This is a genomic window from Novosphingobium rhizosphaerae (assembly GCF_050920675.1).
GTDB classification, from domain to species: domain Bacteria; phylum Pseudomonadota; class Alphaproteobacteria; order Sphingomonadales; family Sphingomonadaceae; genus Novosphingobium; species Novosphingobium rhizosphaerae.
In genome coordinates this window covers 365,847-383,595 of the sequence record NZ_CP137862.1, presented here as the reverse complement: position 1 = coordinate 383,595, position 17,749 = coordinate 365,847, and the positions used below count along the sequence as shown (strand labels likewise).

The window sequence follows — 17,749 nt, the reverse complement described above, 5'->3', positions numbered from 1 at the left end:
AATTCCTTTGCCTATGGGGCCATTGTGGGAAGGCGTCAGCCAATGCGCAAGATCGGCTTGACCACGTGGCCCGCCTCTCCCTGCGCAATGGCATCGGCGATGTCTTCGAACGCGAAAAAGCGCACCAGGCGATCGAACGGAAAGCGCCCGGCGCGATAGTGGGCCAGCAGTTCGGGGATGAAGGCCTGCGGATCGGCGCCGCCTTCCACCACGCCGCGGATCACGCGGCCCCCGCTCATCAGGAACGTGGCATCGGCGGCAATGTCGCCGGGGCCGTAGGCGCCCACCAGCGCCATCTGCCCGCGCGGGGCAAGCGCCAGCATGGCGGCGTTGACCACGTCGGGCCGCCCGGTCGTGTCGATCACGCAATCGAAACCCTGGGCCAGGCCCGCGGCCCGGGCATGGTCGGCCAGGCTGCCGCTGCGCGCGTCAAAGCCATGCGTGGCGCCCAGTTCCTGCGCCAGGGCAATGCGCGCGGGATTGATGTCCACCGCCGCCACCACGCCGGCCCCGGCAATGCCGCAGGCCATGATGGCGGAAAGCCCCACCGCGCCGGTGCCGATCACCGCCACGCTGGCGCCCGGGCGCGGGCGCAGTTCGTTGAGCACGGCGCCCGCCCCGGTCTGGATGCCGCAACCCAAGGGCCCGAGTAGTTCGAGCGGCAGATCGGCATCCACTTTCACCGCATTGCGCGCATGGACCAGGGCATGGGTGGCGAACGAGGATTGGCCGAACACGTGGCTGTGGATCGCCGTGCCGTCGGACGCAGACAACGCGGTGGTGCCATCGGTGCGGCTGCCGCCAAAGTTATAGGCGAACCAGTCGTGGCAATAGGCCGGGGCGTGATCGTCGCACGACGGGCAATGCCCGCAGGAATCGAAGCTGAGCACGACATGGTCGCCCGGTGCCAGCGTCGTAACGCCAGCGCCCACGCGCTCCACCACGCCCGCGCCTTCGTGGCCCAGCACCACGGGAAAGGGCGTGGGCAGGTGGCCGTCGCGCAGCACCATGTCGGTATGGCACACGCCCACGCCAACCAGCCGCACCACCAGTTCGCCCTCGCGCGGATCGTCGAGCACGACCGGCTCGATCACCGGCGGCGCACCCGGCTGGCGGAACACGGCGGCTTGGGCGGGCGTGGGCATGGCAAGTATCCTTGACTGGAACGAACACAAAGGAAGCGCCGAGCCGGGGGATGGTGGAGGGTTCGGCCCGGCGCCAGTGGGTGGATGGGTGCTTGGGTGATCAGAACTTGAAGCCGGCGCGCAGATACCATTCGCGCGGGCGGTTATAGCTGCCAAAGATTGCCCCGGCCGAAAGATTGGGGCCGCCGGTCACCAGATAGCGTGTGTCGGTCAGGTTGGTGCCTCCCACCGTCAGCGACCAGCGATCGCCCGGCGTGTTGTAGGTAAGGCTGGCGTTGACCATGTCGTTGGTGGGGCGGCGCAGCAGGAGGGTACGCGCGATGTCGTTCCACACCGGGGTGGTGTGTGTCCAGTCTGCCAGGGCCACGACATTGCCGCCATTGGCCAGGTCGAGCTGGTAGCGCGGCGAAACGTTGATCTTCCAATTGGCCGTCTTGGGCAGCGGCGCGCCCAGGAAGATGCCGGCCTGGATGCCGGGGATCGGGCTGGCGTTGACGAGCGCGGCGGCATCGATCTGGGTATAATGGGCATCGATATAGCCGACCGAGCCATTGATGGTCAGGCCGGTGACCGGCGCCAGCACCATCTCGGCTTCCACGCCCTTGATCCGCGCGCGCCCGGCATTGGCGATCGTGGGCGAGGTGCCGATCTGGATGTTGAGCTGCACGCCTTGATAGTCGGTGGTGAACGCCGCCAGGTTCAACTGCAGCTTGCGATCGAGCAGGGTGGATTTCACGCCCAGTTCCCACGTCGTGGCCTTTTCCGGGCCAAAGCCGGGGGCAACGTTGCCCTGCGGGTTGGTCAATCGCGTGGTCCAGCCGCCGGTCTTGTACCCCTTGGACCACGAACCATAGACCATGATCCGGTTGGCCGGATATAGCTGCACCCCCACCTTGGGCGAGAAGTTGTCAAACGTCTTGCGGTTCACCCCGGCGTATAGACCTGCACCGGATTGGCGGGGTTGGGATAGGAAATGCCGGTCTGGCAGCTGACCGGGCCAAGCGGGAACGGTGCGCCCGGCGTGACATTGCCATTGGCATCGCTGCAACCGAACAGCTTGTAGTTGAAGCCGTTCAATTCCTGCTGCCCGCCTTCGAACTGCTTGGTTTCATGGGTATAGCGCCCACCCACGGTAATCCCCAGGATCTCGATCGGGCGATAGTCCACCTGGCCGAAGAAGGCATAGTTTTCGGTCTTGAAGCGGTTGGGCCCATCCACCTGCACCAGGCCTTCGTCAAACGTGACGTAATCGTGCAGCGTGCCCTGTTCCTTGAAATAGTACCCGCCCAAAACGTAGTTCAGCTTCTTGTCCAGTGCCTTGCCCAGGATCTGCACTTCCTGGCTGAACTGCCACTGGTTCTGCTGGAACGACAGCTCCAGGAACGACAGCGGCGAACCGTCCGCGTCCACGCCGGCGCGCCAGCGCGTATCGCGATAGGCGGTGATCGACTTGATCGTGAGGTCGTCGTTCACTTGCGCCTGCACCGTGGCGCCCAGGCCCCAGGTGGTCAGCTTGTTGAAGCTGGGCCCGGTGGCATAGCTGGTATCGGGATCGGACAAGACAAAGCGGGAATCCCAGGGCAGGCGATCGTTGGTGGGATCGCTATCGACGTTCACGCCTGCCAATGGCGACAGCCGGCGGCCATATTGCGTGCCCCGCGCCCCGCACAGCGCCTGGGCATTGCGCGCGGCGATCTGCTGCGCATTGGCGCCGATGCAGAAGTTGTAGAGGCCCGAGAACAGGAAGCCCGTGGTGCCCGAGGCCGACAGCGCGGTGCCAGGCAGATTGTCCGTCCCGGCAAAGGGGCCAGGCAGGTTCACCGTGCCCAGCAGCTTGGTCGCCTGCGAGGACGTGTCCTGGCGAGTCCAGTCGCCGGTCAGCGTGGCGGTGATCGCGCCGCCATTGTCCCACTTCAGCTTGCCGCGCAGCGAGGCGGTGTTGTCCCCCCCTTCACGGCTGGAGCTGGCATAGTCGGCCTGGTTGAAATTATAGAAAGTGTCGGAATTGCTGGCGCGCTGGTCGGGATAGGGAATGCGCTTGAGGAACCCTTCCCGGTTGGTGACAGCGAACGTGACCGAAGAAAACAGCGACTGGGCGAGCGGCACGTCGATCGTGCCCCGCACCTTGACCAGGTTGTAGCTGCCGGTGGTGGCGTCGATCGAGCCCTTGAATTCCTTGCCCGGCTCGTGCGTGACGATCGAAATCGCCCCGCCGATGGTGTTGCGGCCAAACAGCGTGCCCTGCGGCCCCTTGAGCACTTCGACGCGCTCCACGTCGGGCAGGTCCTGGTTCGCCCCCACCGTGCGCGCCAGATAGACGCCATCCAGGTAGATCCCCACGCCGGGATCGATGTTGAAGGCAAAGTCATCCGACCCGATGCCGCGGATCGTGGCCGAAAGCACGGCCGAAGAGCCCGAAAACGGCGTCCCGCCATCCAGGTTGACGTTGGGCGCCAGCGCCGAAAGCGACGAAACGCTGGTCACCGCCCGTTCCTTGAGCGACGCGGCGGTGAATGCGGAAATGGCGATCGGCACGTTCTGCACGTTTTGCGCGCGCTTTTGCGCCGTAACGACGATTTCCTGGATGCCGCCTTGCTGCGGCGCCGGCGCGCCATCGGCCGGCGGCGCGGCGTCCTGGGCCTGGGCCAGGCCCGGCGCGGCCGCGCCCAGGGCCGCGGCCATGGCAAACAGGCTGGAACGGGTGGAACATTTCAGCATCCTGCACTCCCTTGCGATTTGTTATCGCTGTGGGAGCTACCCGCCTGCCTGCGCGCCTTCTTGCACGATCGCGCGAAAAGCACGGACAAACGCGATGGGCATGGCGCGATCGCGCCTAGTTGTGGTCCGCCCGCTGCACATAGGCGTCGAGCCTGGCCAGCATGGCCTGCTTTTCGGCCTCGGGCAGCCATGCCGCCCTAAATCCATTGCGCGCCAGGGTGACGATCTCGGTTCGCGTCAGGGCGCTGCGATCGGCGGCACGGACCAACACGTCGTCGAGATATTCGCTGCCCATATAGGCCGGATCATCCGATGAAATCGTCACGTTCAACCCGGCGTCGAGCATTGCGCGCACCACATCCACCGGTGTCGCCAGGCCTTTGCGCAAGGTTCCCGAAAAAGTGGGGCACACCGTGAAGAACATGCCCCGCTGCCGCGCCAAGGCAACCAGTTCGGGCGATTCCACAATGTTGCCGCCATGGTCGATGCGATCAACCTTGAGATCGAGCAGCGCAGTGCGGATATGGCCCAGCGTGTCGTCCTGATCGACATCGCAATGCGCCGTCACCCGCAGGCCATGGGCCCGCGCCTTGGCGAAATGGGCGCGGAACTTTTCCGGCGGGTTGCCTGCTTCATCGGAATCGAGGCCGACACCGACCAGATCCTTGCGGAAGGCCAAGCCGGCATCGAGCGCCTCCATCGCGCTCTGCGCCGAAAGATCGCGCACAAAGCACAGGATCAATTGCGAACGGATGCCAAGCCGGGTCCGCGCGTCGCGCCGCGCCCGGGTGATCCCGCCAATCACCGCGGCCATCGGCACGCCGCGCTTGAGATGCTCCTGCGGATCGAAGAACATCTCGGTATAGATTACGTTCTGCGCGGCCGCCTTGGCGAGATAGGCATAAGTCAGGTCATAGAAGTCCTGCTCCTTGAGCAGCACTTTCATGCCGTCATAATAGATCGCCAGAAAGCTCGGCAGGTCGTGATAGCGGTAGCTGGCCTTCATCGCGGCGACATCGGCAAAGGGCAGTTGCAGCCCGTTGCGCCGCGCCAGGGCGAATTTCATCTCGGCTTCCAGCGTGCCTTCAAGATGGACGTGATATTCCGCCTTGGGCATGCCCGCGATGAACCTGGCCAGAGCGGCATCCTTGACCGGCGCCACTGCCCTTGCCCGCCCGATGGTAGCCATCGCGCACACCATCCCTGCTGCAAATCCGCGCCGATCCATTGCCACCCCCTTGCTGTCTCACTGCCCTTGTCACGACGCGCGTTTGTCGGGTGGCACGCGCCTTGTGGTCAAACATGGAATGCGCAATGGCGCGTGGCAAAAAACAGAGCGGGGCCAGGCACGACCCGGCTATCAATGCATCGCGCGATACTGGCGTGGGGTCTGGCCAAAGCGTTCCTGGAAACGGCGGCTGAAATAGGAACTGTCGGAAAACCCGCAGTCGAACGCGATCTGGGTAATGCTGCGCTGGGGTTCCAGCGTCAGCTTCTGCGCGGCGAGCGCCAGGCGGCGTTCGTTGATATAGCCGCCCAGCGTCACCCCCTGGCCGGCCGCCGCTGCCTGCAGCCGGCGCAGCGAAACGCCCATGTCGGCCGCGATCGTGGCAGGCGAAAGCGTGTGATCGGCAAGGCGTGCCGCCACGATGGCGCGGGCGCGCTCGAGCAGGCCATGGCGGCTGGGCCGGGCCACCTGGTCGGTCGGGCGCAGGCTGGCCAGCAGCAGCGAACAGAACACCGCGTCATAGCCTTCATCGGGCAGCCCATCGGGGCTTGCCTCGCTCTCGCGCCACAGCGACAGCATGAAATCGTGCAGCAGGCGGGTGGACGGCGCCTCGCGCGGGATGCAGGTGGCCACCGCATCGTCCAGCCAATGCGGCGCCTCGCCCAGCACGGCGCGATCGAATTCTGCCACGACCAGTTCATGCTCGCTGCGCAAGTCGAACCGATAGACCTCTTCACTGGCACAGAGCACCATGTCGCCGGCGCGCACGTCCAGCTCGCGCCGGCGGTGGACCGCCCGCCCCTGGCCCGAGCGCACGACATGCAGCTTGAGCCGCGGCCCGCCGCCATGCCCGGCTTCGAGCAGGCGGCGCTCTACCGAAACCGGGGTGGCGCGGGGCCGGGTCATGGCGATGCCACCCATTTGCCAGCGCGAGACGGTGGCTTCGAAGTGCGGGGTCAGCGGATTGGTGGAAAGGCCCGAATACGTGCTCGACATCAAGCTGCGCCAGTACGGCAGCTTGTCGGCTCCAGGCACGTTGCGCGTCGAAAAATGCTCGATCATCAGCCTTGATCCACCCTCAGCCTATCAGCGGACTCGGTCTTGGCGCCGTGCCTCCTGTTCTGAATTAGTCAGCAATACATACAAATGCAATCAGGCGCCCGATCGGGCATGGCCACCGGGGCGGCGGGTCAATGCCCGCCGCTGGTGTCGATCGGTCCCTTGGGCCGGGGCGCCAGCCAGATCAGCGCCGCTGCCACGCCAAAGCATAGCGCCACGGCGGCAAAGACATCGAGCGTGGCCAGCATCACGCTTTGCCCTTCCACGATGCTGGTCAATGTGCTGGTGGCGCCATCGTGGGAAAGCCCGCCGGACACGAAATTGTCGATCGCCTGCTGCCCGTTGGCCATGGCGCCGGCCAGTTCGCTCTGGTTGAACCGGGCCGAGTCTGCCCAGCTGGTCTGGACCAGCGACGTGCCGATCGCCCCGCCCATCGTGCGCATGAAGTTCGACAGACCCGCCGCGCTGGCTTGCTCGTGCGGCTCCACGCTGGCCATGGCGATGCCGGTCACCGGGATGAACAGCATGACCATGAACGGCCCGGTGAGCAGCGTGGGCCAGGCCATCTGCCAGAACGTGATGTCCTGGTTGAAGCCCATGCGCCACACGCTGATCGCGCCCAACCCGACCAGACCGATCGAAACGATCAGGCGCGGATCAAAGCGGTTGACCGCCGTGCCGACGATCGGAGAGCTGACGATCGCCAGCACGCCCATCAGGCCCGTCGCCATGCCGGCCCAGGTGGCGGTATAGCCCATGTTCTGCTGCAGCCACAGCGGGATGATCACGATGCCCGCGAAGAATGCGCCGAACCCCACCGCGAACGTGACCGCCGCCGCCGCAAAGCCGCGATGGCGAAAGACTTTGAGATCGACCACCGGATTCTCTTCGGTCGATTCCCAGATCAGGAACGCGGCAAAGCCGATCGCGGCAATCACCGCCAGCCAGCGGATTTCCGCAGCGGCAAACCAATCGTGGTTGCGTCCTTCGTCCAGCATGATCTGGAACGCGGCCACCCAGACTACCAGCAAGGCAAAGCCCACCTTGTCGATCGAGGCCGGCTCGCGCGGGTCGGGCTGGCCCTTGAGCAGCCACAACGCCAGCATGCCCCCGCACAGCGCAACCACCGCGGGCAGGATGAAGATATCGTTCCACGTCATGCTGTCGCAGATCACGCCGCCCAGGATCGGCCCGGCGATGGGCCCGACCAGCGAAGTCATGGCCCACAGCACGGTGCCTTGAGTGGCCTTTTCGGGCGGGAAAACGCGCAGCAGCAGGAGCTGCGAAAGCGGCATGATCGGCCCGCCCACCATGCCCAGCAGCACGCGGCCCAGCACCAGCATGCCCAGCGAGTTGGCCAGGCCGCAGAACACCGACAGCGCGGCAAAGGCGAGGTAGCAGGTAATGAACACGCGCTGCGCGCCAAAGCGCTTGGCCAGCCACCCCGTCAGCGGCACGGTGATCGCCTCGGCCACGGCATAGGACGTGATCACCCAGGTGCCTTGCGTGGAGGAAACGCCCAGGGCGCCGGAAATGGTCGAGACCGAAACGTTGGCGATGCTGGTATCGAGCACCACCAGGAAATTGCCGAGGCCGATGGCCAGCGCTGCCAGCAGCAGCTTGCCCCCGGTGAGCGGCCCGGCCGGCTCGCGCGCCGTCAGCGCGCGGCCCGCCATTGCAACGGATGTGGACATGGCAGATGCCTTTCCGAAAGGAAGCCGCGCTCAGTTCTTCACGGCGATATCGGCCGTCATCGACAGACCCACCTGCAAGGGATGGCGCGCCAGTTGCGCGGGATCGAGCGCGATGCGCACCGGCAGGCGCTGCACCACCTTGATCCAGTTGCCGGTGGCATTCTGTGCCGGCACCACGGCAAAGGCCGAACCGGTGCCCCCGGCAAAGCCCACGACGCGGCCTGTGAACGTCACATCGTCGCCATAAAGATCAGACGTGAGCGTCACCGGCTGGCCAGGGCGCACATGGGCCAGCTGCACTTCCTTGAAATTGGCATCGACATAGGCCGCCTGGAGCGGCGCGATCGACATCAGCGTCTGCCCGGCCTGGACGCGCTGCCCCACCTGCACCTGCCGCTTGGACACCACGCCATCGACAGGTGCGCGGATCACGGTGCGTGCAAGGTTGACGCGGGCCTGCTCCAGGCTGGCCCGCGCGGCGAGCACTTCGGGATTGGTGTCGACCGTGGCATTGGCGGTAAGCGCCTGGTTCGCATCGCGATCGCCGGTCGCGCTCATGCGATTGGCGGCGGCCTGGGTGCGCGCCGCCTGGGCGGCTTTCACATTGGCCAGCGCGCTGGCAAAGGCGCTGCGCGCGCTGGTCAGTTCCTCGCCCGAAACCGAGCCGGAGGCAACCAGCGCCTGGCGACGATCGAGGTCGATCCGCGCCTTTTCCAGATCGGCCTGGGCCGAAGCCAGCTGGGCATCGGCGCGCGCCTGGTCTGCCGCGCGGCTGGCGATCAGCGCGGTCAGCCCGCTGCCCGTGGCCATCAGCCCGCGGACCTTGCGTTCGGTTTGCGCCAGTTGCGCCTCGGCCTGGGCCACCGCGATCCGCGCATCGGTATCGTCAAGCCGCACCAGCACGTCGCCGCGCTTGACCGCCTGGGTATCATCCACCAGCACTTGCGCCACCGGGCCGCTCACTTGCGGGGTCACTTGCGCCAGATTGGCGCCGACATAGGCATTGTCGGTCACCACATGGCGGCCGGCGACGAAATGGTCATAACCCCAGGCGCCGACGGCGGCCACGGCCACGGCGCCGGCCAGCCCCGCGAACAGCTTGCTGCGGCGCGCCTTGGGCGACGCGCTGGCGGCGCCGTCAAAACCGGTTTCCACGTCGGCGATCTTGGTCATCACGGTCATCGGAGGGGATCCTTTCACGAACGAAAGCCGCCGCCGAGCGCGCGCACCATGGCGACGTCGAGGGCAAAGGCACGGGTTTGCAGGGAAGCGACGGTCTTGCGCGCCGCGATCAGGGAATCTTCGGCGTTGAGCACGTCGAGATAAGTGGCCAGGCCCCCGCGATAGCGGTTGTTGGCCACGGTCCAGGCGGCCTGGGCCGAAGCCTGCGCGGCTTGGGCGCGGCCCAGGCGTTGGCCCAGTGCCTGCTGGCTGGTGGCGGCATCGGCCACATCGTGCAACGCCTGGACAAGCGCCGCATCATATTGCGCCACGGCCACTTCGTGATCGGCCTCGGTCCCGCGATACTGGGCACGCAACCGCCCGCCATCGAGGATCGGCAGGCTGAGCGCCGGGCCGACCGAGCCATAGTCCGATCCGGACTGGAACACCTTGCCGATATCGAGCGCCTGCATGCCGATCAGCGCGGACAAGTTGACGCTGGGATAGAAAGCCGCGCGCGCCTGGCGGATGCGGCTGTCGCTCGATTGCACGCGCAGCTTGGCGGCGATGACATCGGGACGACGGCCGATGAGTTCGGCCGGCAGATTGGCGGGCAGTCCAGCCGTGGCCTTGGCCAGGTCGATCTGCGGGCGGGCAATCGCCAGCCCCCGATCGGGACCGGCCCCCATCAGCGCGGCGATGCGGTTGCGCGCCAGGCCGATGCTTTCGTCCAGGCTGGCCAGATCGCCCTGCGCGGTTTCCAGCGAAGACACCGCGCGCTCCACCGCGCCCATGTTTTCCAGGCCCTGCCGCTGGCGGTCAGCCATCAGGTCACGCGTCTTCTGGCGCACCTCCACGGCATCGACCGCGGCATCGCGCTGGGCAAAAAGGCTGGCCAGGTCGGCATAGGCACTGGCGATGCCGGCCGAAACGGTCAGCCGCGTCGCGGCCGCTTCGGCGCCTGCTGCTGCCGCGTCAGACTTGGCAGCGGCCAGCGCGGCGCGGTTCTTGCCCCAGAAATCCAGATCCCACGACAAGCTGAGCGAGGCCTGGCCATAATCGGGCCAACCGCGCGGGCTCATGCCCTGGGGAAACAGATAGTTGTTGCTTTGCTGTGTCAGGCCGCCCTGCGCCCCCGCAGTCAGACTGGGCAGCAACGCGCTGCGGCTTTCGCCAGCCACCGCCTGCGCCTTGGCAAAACGCGCCTGGGCCACGCGCAAGTCGGTCGCGCCTGCCAGTCCTTCGGCAATCAGGCTGTCGAGCTGGCTATCGCCATAGGCCTGCCACCAGCCATCCGACGGCCAGTTGGCCGCGCTCGCACCCGAAGCTGGCGCCAGGCTCTGGCTTGCGCCGAGCTTTTCCGGCGTGGCCATCGTGGCCAGTTGCGCGCGCGGTGGCGGCACGGCGCATCCGCCGGTCAGCAAGGCCAGCCCGGCCACGGCCAGAGCGAGCGTGGGCCGCAACGACATGCGCGGGGAGGCATCGGACGACGCATGGGCCAGCGGCATGACGGACGCGGCCGGGCGGCGGAATTCCGGCGGTTTGGGCAAGACTTGCATGGGCGACTCCGGGCTGGATAACCGTACTGAACGGTTCAGTATTGCCGGACTGTTGCGTCGTCAATGAAAAAGTGTACAGTCGGGTTCAGATAAGGAGAAAATGCATGCGGGTGAAATCCGATGCCCGGCGAGAGGCCATCTTGGACATTGCCAAGGACCTGTTCCGCGAGGTGGGGTACGAACGTGCCTCGATGGCGATGATCTCGGCCCGGGTCGGCGGCTCGAAAGCCACGCTCTACAGCTACTTCAAATCGAAAGAGGCGCTGTTTGCCGCGGCCATGATCGCGGCGATGGAAGAACAGGCGCAAGGCCTGCTCGATCTGCTCAATCCGGCCGAGCCCGACCTGCGCACCGTGCTCGTGCGCTTTGGCCATGCCTATCTCGCGCTGGTGACATCGGCCGATGCCCTGGCGATCACGCGCACCGCGATTGCCGAAGGGACCAACAGCGGGCTGGGCGCCGAACTCTATGAACTGGGCCCGCGCCGGGGCATGCTGGCGGTGGAAGACTATATGCGCGGGCTGGTCGAACGCGGCACGCTGCGCCCGTGCGATCCGCGTGTCGCCTCGGCCCATCTCAAAGGGCTGCTCGAAGGCGGGATGGTGGAGCCGCTGCTGTTCGGCGCCCCTATCGAATTTGCGCTTGATGCCGCCGTCGAAGAAGCGATCGACGCATTCCTGCGGGCTTATCTGGCCACCGCCGATGCCAGCTAAGTCACCAGCACCAGGCGGATATCGTTGACATTGGTATGCGTGGGGCCGGTGATCAGCAGATCGCCGATCGCGGCGAAGAAGCTGTAGCTGTCATGCCCCGCCAATGCCTCCCCCGCGCCAAGGCCAGCGGCGCGAGCGCGGGCCAAGGTATCGGGCGCGACGAACGCGCCGGCGGCATCCTCGCTGCCGTCGATACCGTCGCTGTCGGCGGCGAGCGCCCAGACACCCGGAAGGCCATCGAGCGCGAGGGCCAGGGCCAGCGCGAATTCGCAATTGCGCCCGCCCCGGCCAAAGCGGCTGCCGGCCAGCGTCACCGTGGTTTCACCGCCCGACAGGATCACCGCAGGCGCGCGCACCGGATCGCCCCAGGCCTGCGCCGATCGGGCAATGCCGGCCATGGCCCGGCCCAGTTCGCGCGCTTCGCCTTCCAGCGCATCGCCCAGCACAAGGGCGTTGAGCCCGAGCGCGCGGGTTTGCTCCACGGCGGCTTCCAGCGCCCGGCGGGGTGAAGCGATCACGCGCGTTTCACCCGCTCCCGCCACCACCGGCCCGGCCTGGCGCAGCGCGGCCAGCACGGGTGCGGGCACGGGCAGGCGATAGCGGGCGATGATCGCCAGCGCATCGGCCGGGGCGGTACCATCGGCCAGCGTCGGGCCGGATGCGACCGCCGCCGGATCATCGCCCGGCACATCGCTGATCACCAGCGTCAGCACGCGCGCCGGCGTGGCCAGCGCGGCCAGCCGCCCGCCTTTCACGCGCGACAGGTGCCGGCGCACCGTGTTGATTTCGGCAATGCCGGCACCCGATTCCAGCATGGCACGGGTCAGCGCCTGCAACCCGGCCAGGTCCAGCCCGTCCACCGGCCATTCCATGCAGGCCGATCCCCCGCCCGAAATCAACGCGATCACCAGGTCGTCCGCGGTCAGGCCGTGCAGCGCCGCCACGATGGCCTGGGCGGCAGCAAGGCTGTGCTGGTCGGGCACGGGGTGGCCCGCTTCCACCACGGCGATGCGGCCGGATGGCAGGCCCGCACCGTGCCCGTGGCGGGTGGCCACCACGCCGGACACCGGCACGCCCGGCCCCCAGCGTTCCAGCAACGCCGCATCAAGCGCGCTGGCCATGGCCGCGCTGGCCTTGCCCGCACCGATCACCACGCAGCGCCCGGCCGGCGCAGGCGGCACATGCCCGCGGATCAACCGCGCCGGCTGGCTGGCAGCAATCGCCGCATCATGGATCGCCCGCAACAGGAAACGGGCGCGGGCATCGTCGAGCGGAGGGGAAACGGTCATGCCCTGGGGATGGCAGTGCTTGTCGGCCCAGGCAATCCGGGCCATGGTCCAAAAGGATCGGATCGCCGCCAGGCGCACCGGAAATCGGGAGAGAAGCCAAGTGAAGAACACGCTGCGCCGGCAATTCGCGGCTGCCGCACTGCTGTTGGCCGCGGCGGCCGGCGCTGCCGGGCCCGGTGCCGCCATGGCTGCACCCGCCGCACCCGCGCCCACGCTGGAATATGCCTTCACGGCAACGGTAACGCTCGCCCCGCCGGTGGAACAAGGCGAAGTCGCCGGCGGGCGCAAGCGGTTCATCGCGATCACCGGCGGCACGGTGGATGGCCCTTTGTTCAAGGGGCGCGTCCTGGCCGGCGGTGGTGACTGGCAAACCATCCTGCCTGGCGGCTTGACCCAGGTGGAAGCACGCTACTTCCTTCAAGCCGCCGATGGCACGGTGGTGGACGTGGCCAATCCGGGCGTGCGCGTGGCCAGCCCCGACGTGACCGAGCGAATCGCGCAAGGGCAGGATGTGCCACCCGATGCCTATTACTTTCGCACCACGCCGCGCCTGGCCGCACGGGCCGGCCCGCTGGACTGGATGAACCGCGCGGTCTTCGTGGCGCGCGGCATTCGCCGGCCCGACCATGTGCAGATCGATTTCTACGTGGTGCGTTAACGCCCGCCGCGCGGCAGCGACAGGAAATCGCGCGGCAACAGGGCTTCATCGGTGAACCGCGCAACGGCGATTGCGCCATGGAAATGGTTCACCCCGTTGCGCCGCATCGCCACGCTGGTGCTGCCCGGTTGTTGCGGCGCAAAGGACACGCGGGCCTGTCCCTCCAGCACGCCGTTGACATAGCTGCGATAGGTGGTGCCGTCGAACGTCTGCGCCACGTGATACCAGCGACCGATCGGGTGCAGCCGCGCGGATCGGCCAAGACCTGGCTGTAACCGGCGCCCTTCACGAAAGTGTCGAGATACCACGATTGGCCGACCACGCGGATTTCGAACAGCATGCGGGTTTCGCCCGTCGGGCGGCCGGGCGTGTCGTTGCTGGCAAGGTGCAGCCAGCGCTGTTCGAACGCGCCGCCATCGGGCCGAAACACCGCCTCGGCGGTGAACCGCGCGGCGCCGGCCAGCGGGTGGCGCGGCAGGATCAGGGCATCGGCCTGCCCGTCGAACACCATGGCCTTGCCTTCGACCCTGGGATGGCCCTGCACTTGCGGCGCCATGTGGCCGATGCGGGCCAGACTGTCGAACCGCCATACTTCCTGCCGCGCGCTGGCGCAGCCAGGCAACATGAACGCCAGCGCCAGCGCGACGCGCGCGATCATTGCGCTTCTCCCAGCACCACCACGTTGTTGCGCTGGGTCACTTCGGCCACGCCGCTCGAAACCCGCACATGCAGGCCTGCGGCGCGCCAGCCGGAATCGCCAGCGTGACCGTGGCGGTGCGCGGAGTCAAATCGGTGGGCGCCGGCAGCGGCGGCACTGCCGCGCGGGCCAGCACGTGTCCGTCTGCGGTTTCCAGCGTCAGCGTACCCGCCGGCGCCGCCACGCTGCCCAGGCTGTGCACCCCCACGGTGATCCGGCTTCCCTTGCGCGTCACATCGTCGGCGCCAATGCCCAGGTCCGGCCGATGCTCGGGCTGCACCGCCGCGCGCTGCGCGAGGCGGAAGGTCATCACCGTGGTCTGCCCGGTGCGAAGGCCACGGGAATGGAACCGGCGCGTTCCATTTCCACGCTGCGCTTCTCCAGCGGCCCTTGCGCAGCGTCGCCGTCATCCGGCGCGAGGCCCTGCGTCATCGTCCAGGTGCCGGCCACCACGTTCCAGGTGCCCATATCGGCGCGCTGTTCCTGGCGGCTCGTGTTGTGGGCGATGACGGTAAAGCCCTCGGGCGTGGCATCGCGCACCAGGATCGCCACCTTGAGCGCGGCTTCCGGGTCGGCAAAGCGCCAGCTTACCGCGTTGCCCGGCCAGGTCTGGTTGCGTTTCAAGGCAATGCCGCCCAGCCGTTCGCGCTGGAGCAGGTCGTTGGCCGCTTCCACCCGGTCGGTCCACCAGTGGCCCTGCGTGATCATATACATATGCTGGCTTTTGTCGGCGATGCCGGCGGCATTCAGCGCTTCCAGCCAGGCGCGGTTGCCGGTGCTGTTCCATGCTTCGAACCGGGCCACGTCGTTCCCGTTTTCAGCGCCCTTGCGCAGCACATCGGCCCAGTCGCCGCGCTTGCCCAGCACGGTCAGCGCATTTTCGTTAAGCTCGCCCAGCGCGGCAAAATTGCCAGTTCCCAGCCGGCCCAGCACGGGGCGCAGGTACTTGTCATCCCCGGTAAAGCGCCAGGCCGCCCAAGCCGATTGCATCGGCAGGCTGGCCCCGCCGCCGTCCCCGGCCCGCTCGGCATCGCTGTTCCAGCCGATGTCATTGGGAAAGCGCCACAGCCCGTCGGCGCCCTGCTTGCCATGGGCCAGCAGCCCGTCGATCAGGCCCGTCACCAGATGCCGAGCCGTGGGATCGGCATTGTACAGGCCCAGCAGGACCGGCGTGTGCATGATCACGAAGCCATAGGGCTTTTGCCAGGCCCACGGCTCGTCGCGATAGATCTTGCGCCCGCCATACCAGCTTGAGGAAATGTGCATATGCCCGGCCGGATTGGTGCGGATCACACTGCCCAGCGCCTTGACCGTGGCCATCATCCGCTCCACCGCCTTGGGCTCCCCCCAATTGAGATAGAGCCGCTCGGCGTCGGAATTGATGCCTTCCTCGTAAACGTGCAGTTCGTCGCTGGTGATGTAGCTCAAGCCATCGACGATCATGCCATTCTTGTAGACCGCATCGGACAGCGCGCGCAGCGAGGCGTTGATCTTGTCCGGGTCCACGCCCATCAGCGCCATGCCCGGCCATTGCTGCGTCAGGTCGGTATCGTCGGAAATGCCGCCGCCGAAATCGCCATAAGGCACCTGGCGGTTGTCGATCCACCAGTTGACGAACTGGCGGGCCAGCTTGAGATCTTCCAACTGGCGAAAGGCCCAAAGCGGCATGCCCTGCGGCGCTTGTGGCTGCATGAACGGTGGCAGCTGGTCCTGCGAATAGCCGATGTCGGCCCAATAGCGCCGCGCCTCAAGATTGTCCGGGTCCACGCGCAACAAGTCGGTAATGTCGCCATAAAGCCGGCGATAGAGCCCCGCACGTTTCGAGGCGGTGTGTTCCTCCACCAGGAAGGCCCAGTTGTCTTTCACCTGGTTGAAGCGGTCTGCCACATGCTCCTTGAGCGCGGCCGCGCGATCCTTGAACACCAGCCGCACGCCCATGCCATCGAGCGATGCCGGCCCGAAATCGGGCGCGGCGGACGCCACCGTCAGGTAGAGGCTCTCGCCTGTCAGGATGCGGTCGCGCAAGTCCAGCCATAGCGTGCGCGCCTCGCCCGGCCGTACGGAAACCTGCAGGTCGATCATGTCGCGCCCCGGCCAGATCGGGTCTTTCACGCGGATGTTCAGCGCAATTAGCCCCTTGGCATCAGGCGTGGCATGGAGAGCGGGCAGATCGAGCGCCACGCCATCCAGCCCGTCGTGGCTGTTTTCCCAGCCATAGTTCCACGCCCGCGCCAGTGGCCGGCCCGCCGGGGCATCGCCAAAGTTCGACGGGATCAGCACATGCACCAGCGGCAGCCGCGCCGCGCCCTCGTCGCGCACTGCCGTGTCGTTGCCTGCCGCGCTTCCCGCGCCTACCGCCGCGCGCACGCCGTCGGTGGGCAGCGCCACCACCGTGGCGCGCTCCGCCGCCGGGTAGCGACCGGCGATGAAAGCATTGAGGCCCGCCAGCGCGCCCAGATCGGTGGGCGCAGCACTGCGCACGGTATAGCGCAACTGGAACGTGCCGGCCGGCACGGGGCCAGCATGCATGTCGTAGGCCCAGATTTCCTGGATCGGCTGTTCCTGCATCACATTGGTGAAGCGCAGCACGCCACCGGTACGCGGCGCGGCCTGGGTGACCGAGCGCACCACCCCTTGTGGGCGCGTGGCAAGCTTTTGCCAGCCGCCCTGCCCATCGGCCGACCATTCCAGCGCGCCATAAGCAGCGCCGCGGATCTCCACGCGGTTGAACCGCTCGGCCACCGGCACGGTCAGGCTATAGGCCTTGCCCCCTTCGACATAGACGTTCCAATCGGGCAGTTCGAAATAGTCGTCGCGACCCGGCAGGCGGGAGCGATTGTAGACGCCGGGCCAGGTGGTTTCGGCAATGCCGTCCACCCCTTTCCACATCCATTCCTTGAGGTCCTTGGCGTCGGCAAATTCCACCTTGCGCACCGTGGTGACCGGATCGGTGAGCAGCGGCGGGGCCATGCCGTCCCAGCCGAAGCGGTGCAGCCAGGCGGCACGATCGGGCGCCACGGGCTGCGGTGCCGGGTCCTGGTGCGCGGCAAGTGCCGCTACGCCAGCGCCGTCCAGCATGTGGTCATAGACGCGAATGTCATCCAGGTCTGACCCGCGCATGAAGTTGTAGCGGCTCTGCACCTGGTGCGGCGCCATGACCCGGCCAGCCAGGCCGAACTGGTCGAGCCCCATGTCGAGATCGGCAACCTGCACCTTGCGCGCCACTTCGCGCCCGTCCCAGAACAACGTGACGCCGCGCGTCTCGTCCCAGGCGAAAGCCAGGTGGTGCCAGGCATTGGGCGCGGGCGGCGTCGGGATCGTCCAGCTGACCCGCACCCGCGAAAGGTTGGCGTCGGTGACGAAAGCGTCAAAGCCGTGGCCATTCCAGTCGATGCGCAGGAACGCCATGTCCCAGCTGGAATGATCGGCCGCGCCGGCGCGGAAGATCACGAACGGCGTCTCGCCCACCGGGGTATGGCTGCGCCAGAAGAACGACAGCGTGCCTCGCTGCGCCAGCATGTTGCCCGGCGCATTCCACGCAACATAGCCGCCATCGCCCCAGCGCCCGGCCCCACCGGTGGCGCCATCGGGCACGATGGCCACGTCGCTCTGGAAATTGGGCACGGCATCGCCGCCGGCTTGCATCGCCGTGAAGCCCGTATCCAGCGGGGCGTGGAACAGCAGGCCATCGGCCGGCGTGGCGTGCGCGGCCGTGGCAGCGCAGATCAGAGCCAGCAGCGAGGCGCCACGCAAAAGCGGATGGGGCACGGCAATTCTCCCAGGCAAATCTCTGTTCATTTTTTTCACCATCACCCGGGGTGACGAAGA

10 protein-coding genes and 2 pseudogenes are annotated in these 17,749 nt (G+C 67.1%); 2 read left to right on the top strand and 10 right to left on the bottom strand.

Features of this window, described 5'->3' with window-relative positions:
- Nucleotides 1–35: 35 nt before the first annotated feature.
- The 7 genes and pseudogenes from R9J51_RS21620 to R9J51_RS21590 all read right to left on the bottom strand — a co-directional run bounded on the left by R9J51_RS21620 (nt 36) and on the right by R9J51_RS21590 (nt 10,564).
- Nucleotides 36–1,145: an NAD(P)-dependent alcohol dehydrogenase gene (locus R9J51_RS21620; protein WP_179562421.1), complete on the bottom strand. Its 1,110-nt coding sequence runs from the start codon at nt 1,143–1,145 to the stop codon at nt 36–38.
- Nucleotides 1,146–1,245: 100 nt separating this feature from the next.
- Nucleotides 1,246–3,827: pseudogene (locus tag R9J51_RS21615) on the bottom strand (TonB-dependent receptor).
- Nucleotides 3,828–3,978: 151 nt separating this feature from the next.
- Nucleotides 3,979–5,052, bottom strand: a complete 1,074-nt coding sequence (gene add / locus R9J51_RS21610) for an adenosine deaminase (RefSeq protein WP_179562423.1) — start codon at nt 5,050–5,052, stop codon at nt 3,979–3,981.
- 171 nt (nt 5,053–5,223) lie between these two features.
- Nucleotides 5,224–6,153: a helix-turn-helix domain-containing protein gene (locus tag R9J51_RS21605; RefSeq protein WP_179562425.1), complete on the bottom strand. Its 930-nt coding sequence runs from the start codon at nt 6,151–6,153 to the stop codon at nt 5,224–5,226.
- A 128-nt stretch (nt 6,154–6,281) separates the two neighbouring features.
- A complete protein-coding gene (locus R9J51_RS21600; protein WP_179562427.1) occupies nt 6,282–7,844 on the bottom strand; it encodes a DHA2 family efflux MFS transporter permease subunit in 1,563 nt (520 codons plus the stop codon).
- Nucleotides 7,845–7,874: 30 nt separating this feature from the next.
- Nucleotides 7,875–9,017 carry an efflux RND transporter periplasmic adaptor subunit gene (locus R9J51_RS21595; protein WP_168557284.1) on the bottom strand — a complete coding sequence of 381 codons (1,143 nt, stop codon included), beginning with the start codon at nt 9,015–9,017 and terminating at the stop codon, nt 7,875–7,877.
- Between the two features lie 23 nt (nt 9,018–9,040).
- Nucleotides 9,041–10,564, bottom strand: coding sequence for an efflux transporter outer membrane subunit (locus R9J51_RS21590; RefSeq protein ID WP_432788016.1), 1,524 nt, complete (start codon nt 10,562–10,564; stop codon nt 9,041–9,043).
- Between the two features lie 104 nt (nt 10,565–10,668).
- Between R9J51_RS21590 and R9J51_RS21585 the strand changes: the two genes are divergently transcribed.
- Entirely contained in the window at nt 10,669–11,277 is a 609-nt protein-coding gene (locus tag R9J51_RS21585; RefSeq protein ID WP_179562431.1) for a TetR/AcrR family transcriptional regulator, read from the top strand.
- Here the strand turns inward: R9J51_RS21585 and R9J51_RS21580 are convergent.
- Nucleotides 11,274–12,566 (bottom strand): glycerate kinase type-2 family protein, encoded by a 1,293-nt coding sequence (locus tag R9J51_RS21580; protein WP_179562433.1) that lies wholly within the window; start codon nt 12,564–12,566, stop codon nt 11,274–11,276. The two genes, R9J51_RS21585 and R9J51_RS21580, sit on opposite strands and share 4 nt — an antisense overlap.
- Before the next feature lie 100 nt (nt 12,567–12,666).
- Between R9J51_RS21580 and R9J51_RS21575 the strand changes: the two genes are divergently transcribed.
- The gene (locus R9J51_RS21575) at nt 12,667–13,224 is read left to right on the top strand and encodes a DUF3237 domain-containing protein (protein ID WP_432788015.1); all 558 of its coding nucleotides are present in this window, start codon (nt 12,667–12,669) and stop codon (nt 13,222–13,224) included.
- Here R9J51_RS21575 and R9J51_RS21570 read toward each other — a convergent pair.
- The gene (locus R9J51_RS21570; RefSeq protein WP_432788014.1) at nt 13,221–13,814 is read right to left on the bottom strand and encodes a LamG-like jellyroll fold domain-containing protein; all 594 of its coding nucleotides are present in this window, start codon (nt 13,812–13,814) and stop codon (nt 13,221–13,223) included. The genes R9J51_RS21575 and R9J51_RS21570 overlap by 4 nt on opposite strands.
- A gap of 64 nt (nt 13,815–13,878) precedes the next feature.
- Nucleotides 13,879–17,719 (bottom strand): annotated as a pseudogene (locus tag R9J51_RS21565) (LamG-like jellyroll fold domain-containing protein).
- Nucleotides 17,720–17,749: the final 30 nt, after the last annotated feature.

Coding starts and splice junctions, on each gene's coding strand:
- R9J51_RS21600 (WP_179562427.1), bottom strand. CDS start 7,844: ATGTCCACATCCGTTGCAATGGCGGGCCGCGCGCTGACGGCGCGCGAG.
- R9J51_RS21595 (WP_168557284.1), bottom strand. CDS start 9,017: ATGACCAAGATCGCCGACGTGGAAACCGGTTTTGACGGCGCCGCCAGC.
- R9J51_RS21590 (WP_432788016.1), bottom strand. CDS start 10,564: ATGCAAGTCTTGCCCAAACCGCCGGAATTCCGCCGCCCGGCCGCGTCC.
- R9J51_RS21570 (WP_432788014.1), bottom strand. CDS start 13,814: ATGGCGGTTCGACAGTCTGGCCCGCATCGGCCACATGGCGCCGCAAGT.
- R9J51_RS21605 (WP_179562425.1), bottom strand. CDS start 6,153: ATGATCGAGCATTTTTCGACGCGCAACGTGCCTGGAGCCGACAAGCTG.
- R9J51_RS21620 (WP_179562421.1), bottom strand. CDS start 1,145: ATGCCCACGCCCGCCCAAGCCGCCGTGTTCCGCCAGCCGGGTGCGCCG.
- R9J51_RS21580 (WP_179562433.1), bottom strand. CDS start 12,566: ATGACCGTTTCCCCTCCGCTCGACGATGCCCGCGCCCGTTTCCTGTTG.
- add (WP_179562423.1), bottom strand. CDS start 5,052: ATGGCTACCATCGGGCGGGCAAGGGCAGTGGCGCCGGTCAAGGATGCC.
- R9J51_RS21585 (WP_179562431.1), top strand. CDS start 10,669: ATGCGGGTGAAATCCGATGCCCGGCGAGAGGCCATCTTGGACATTGCC.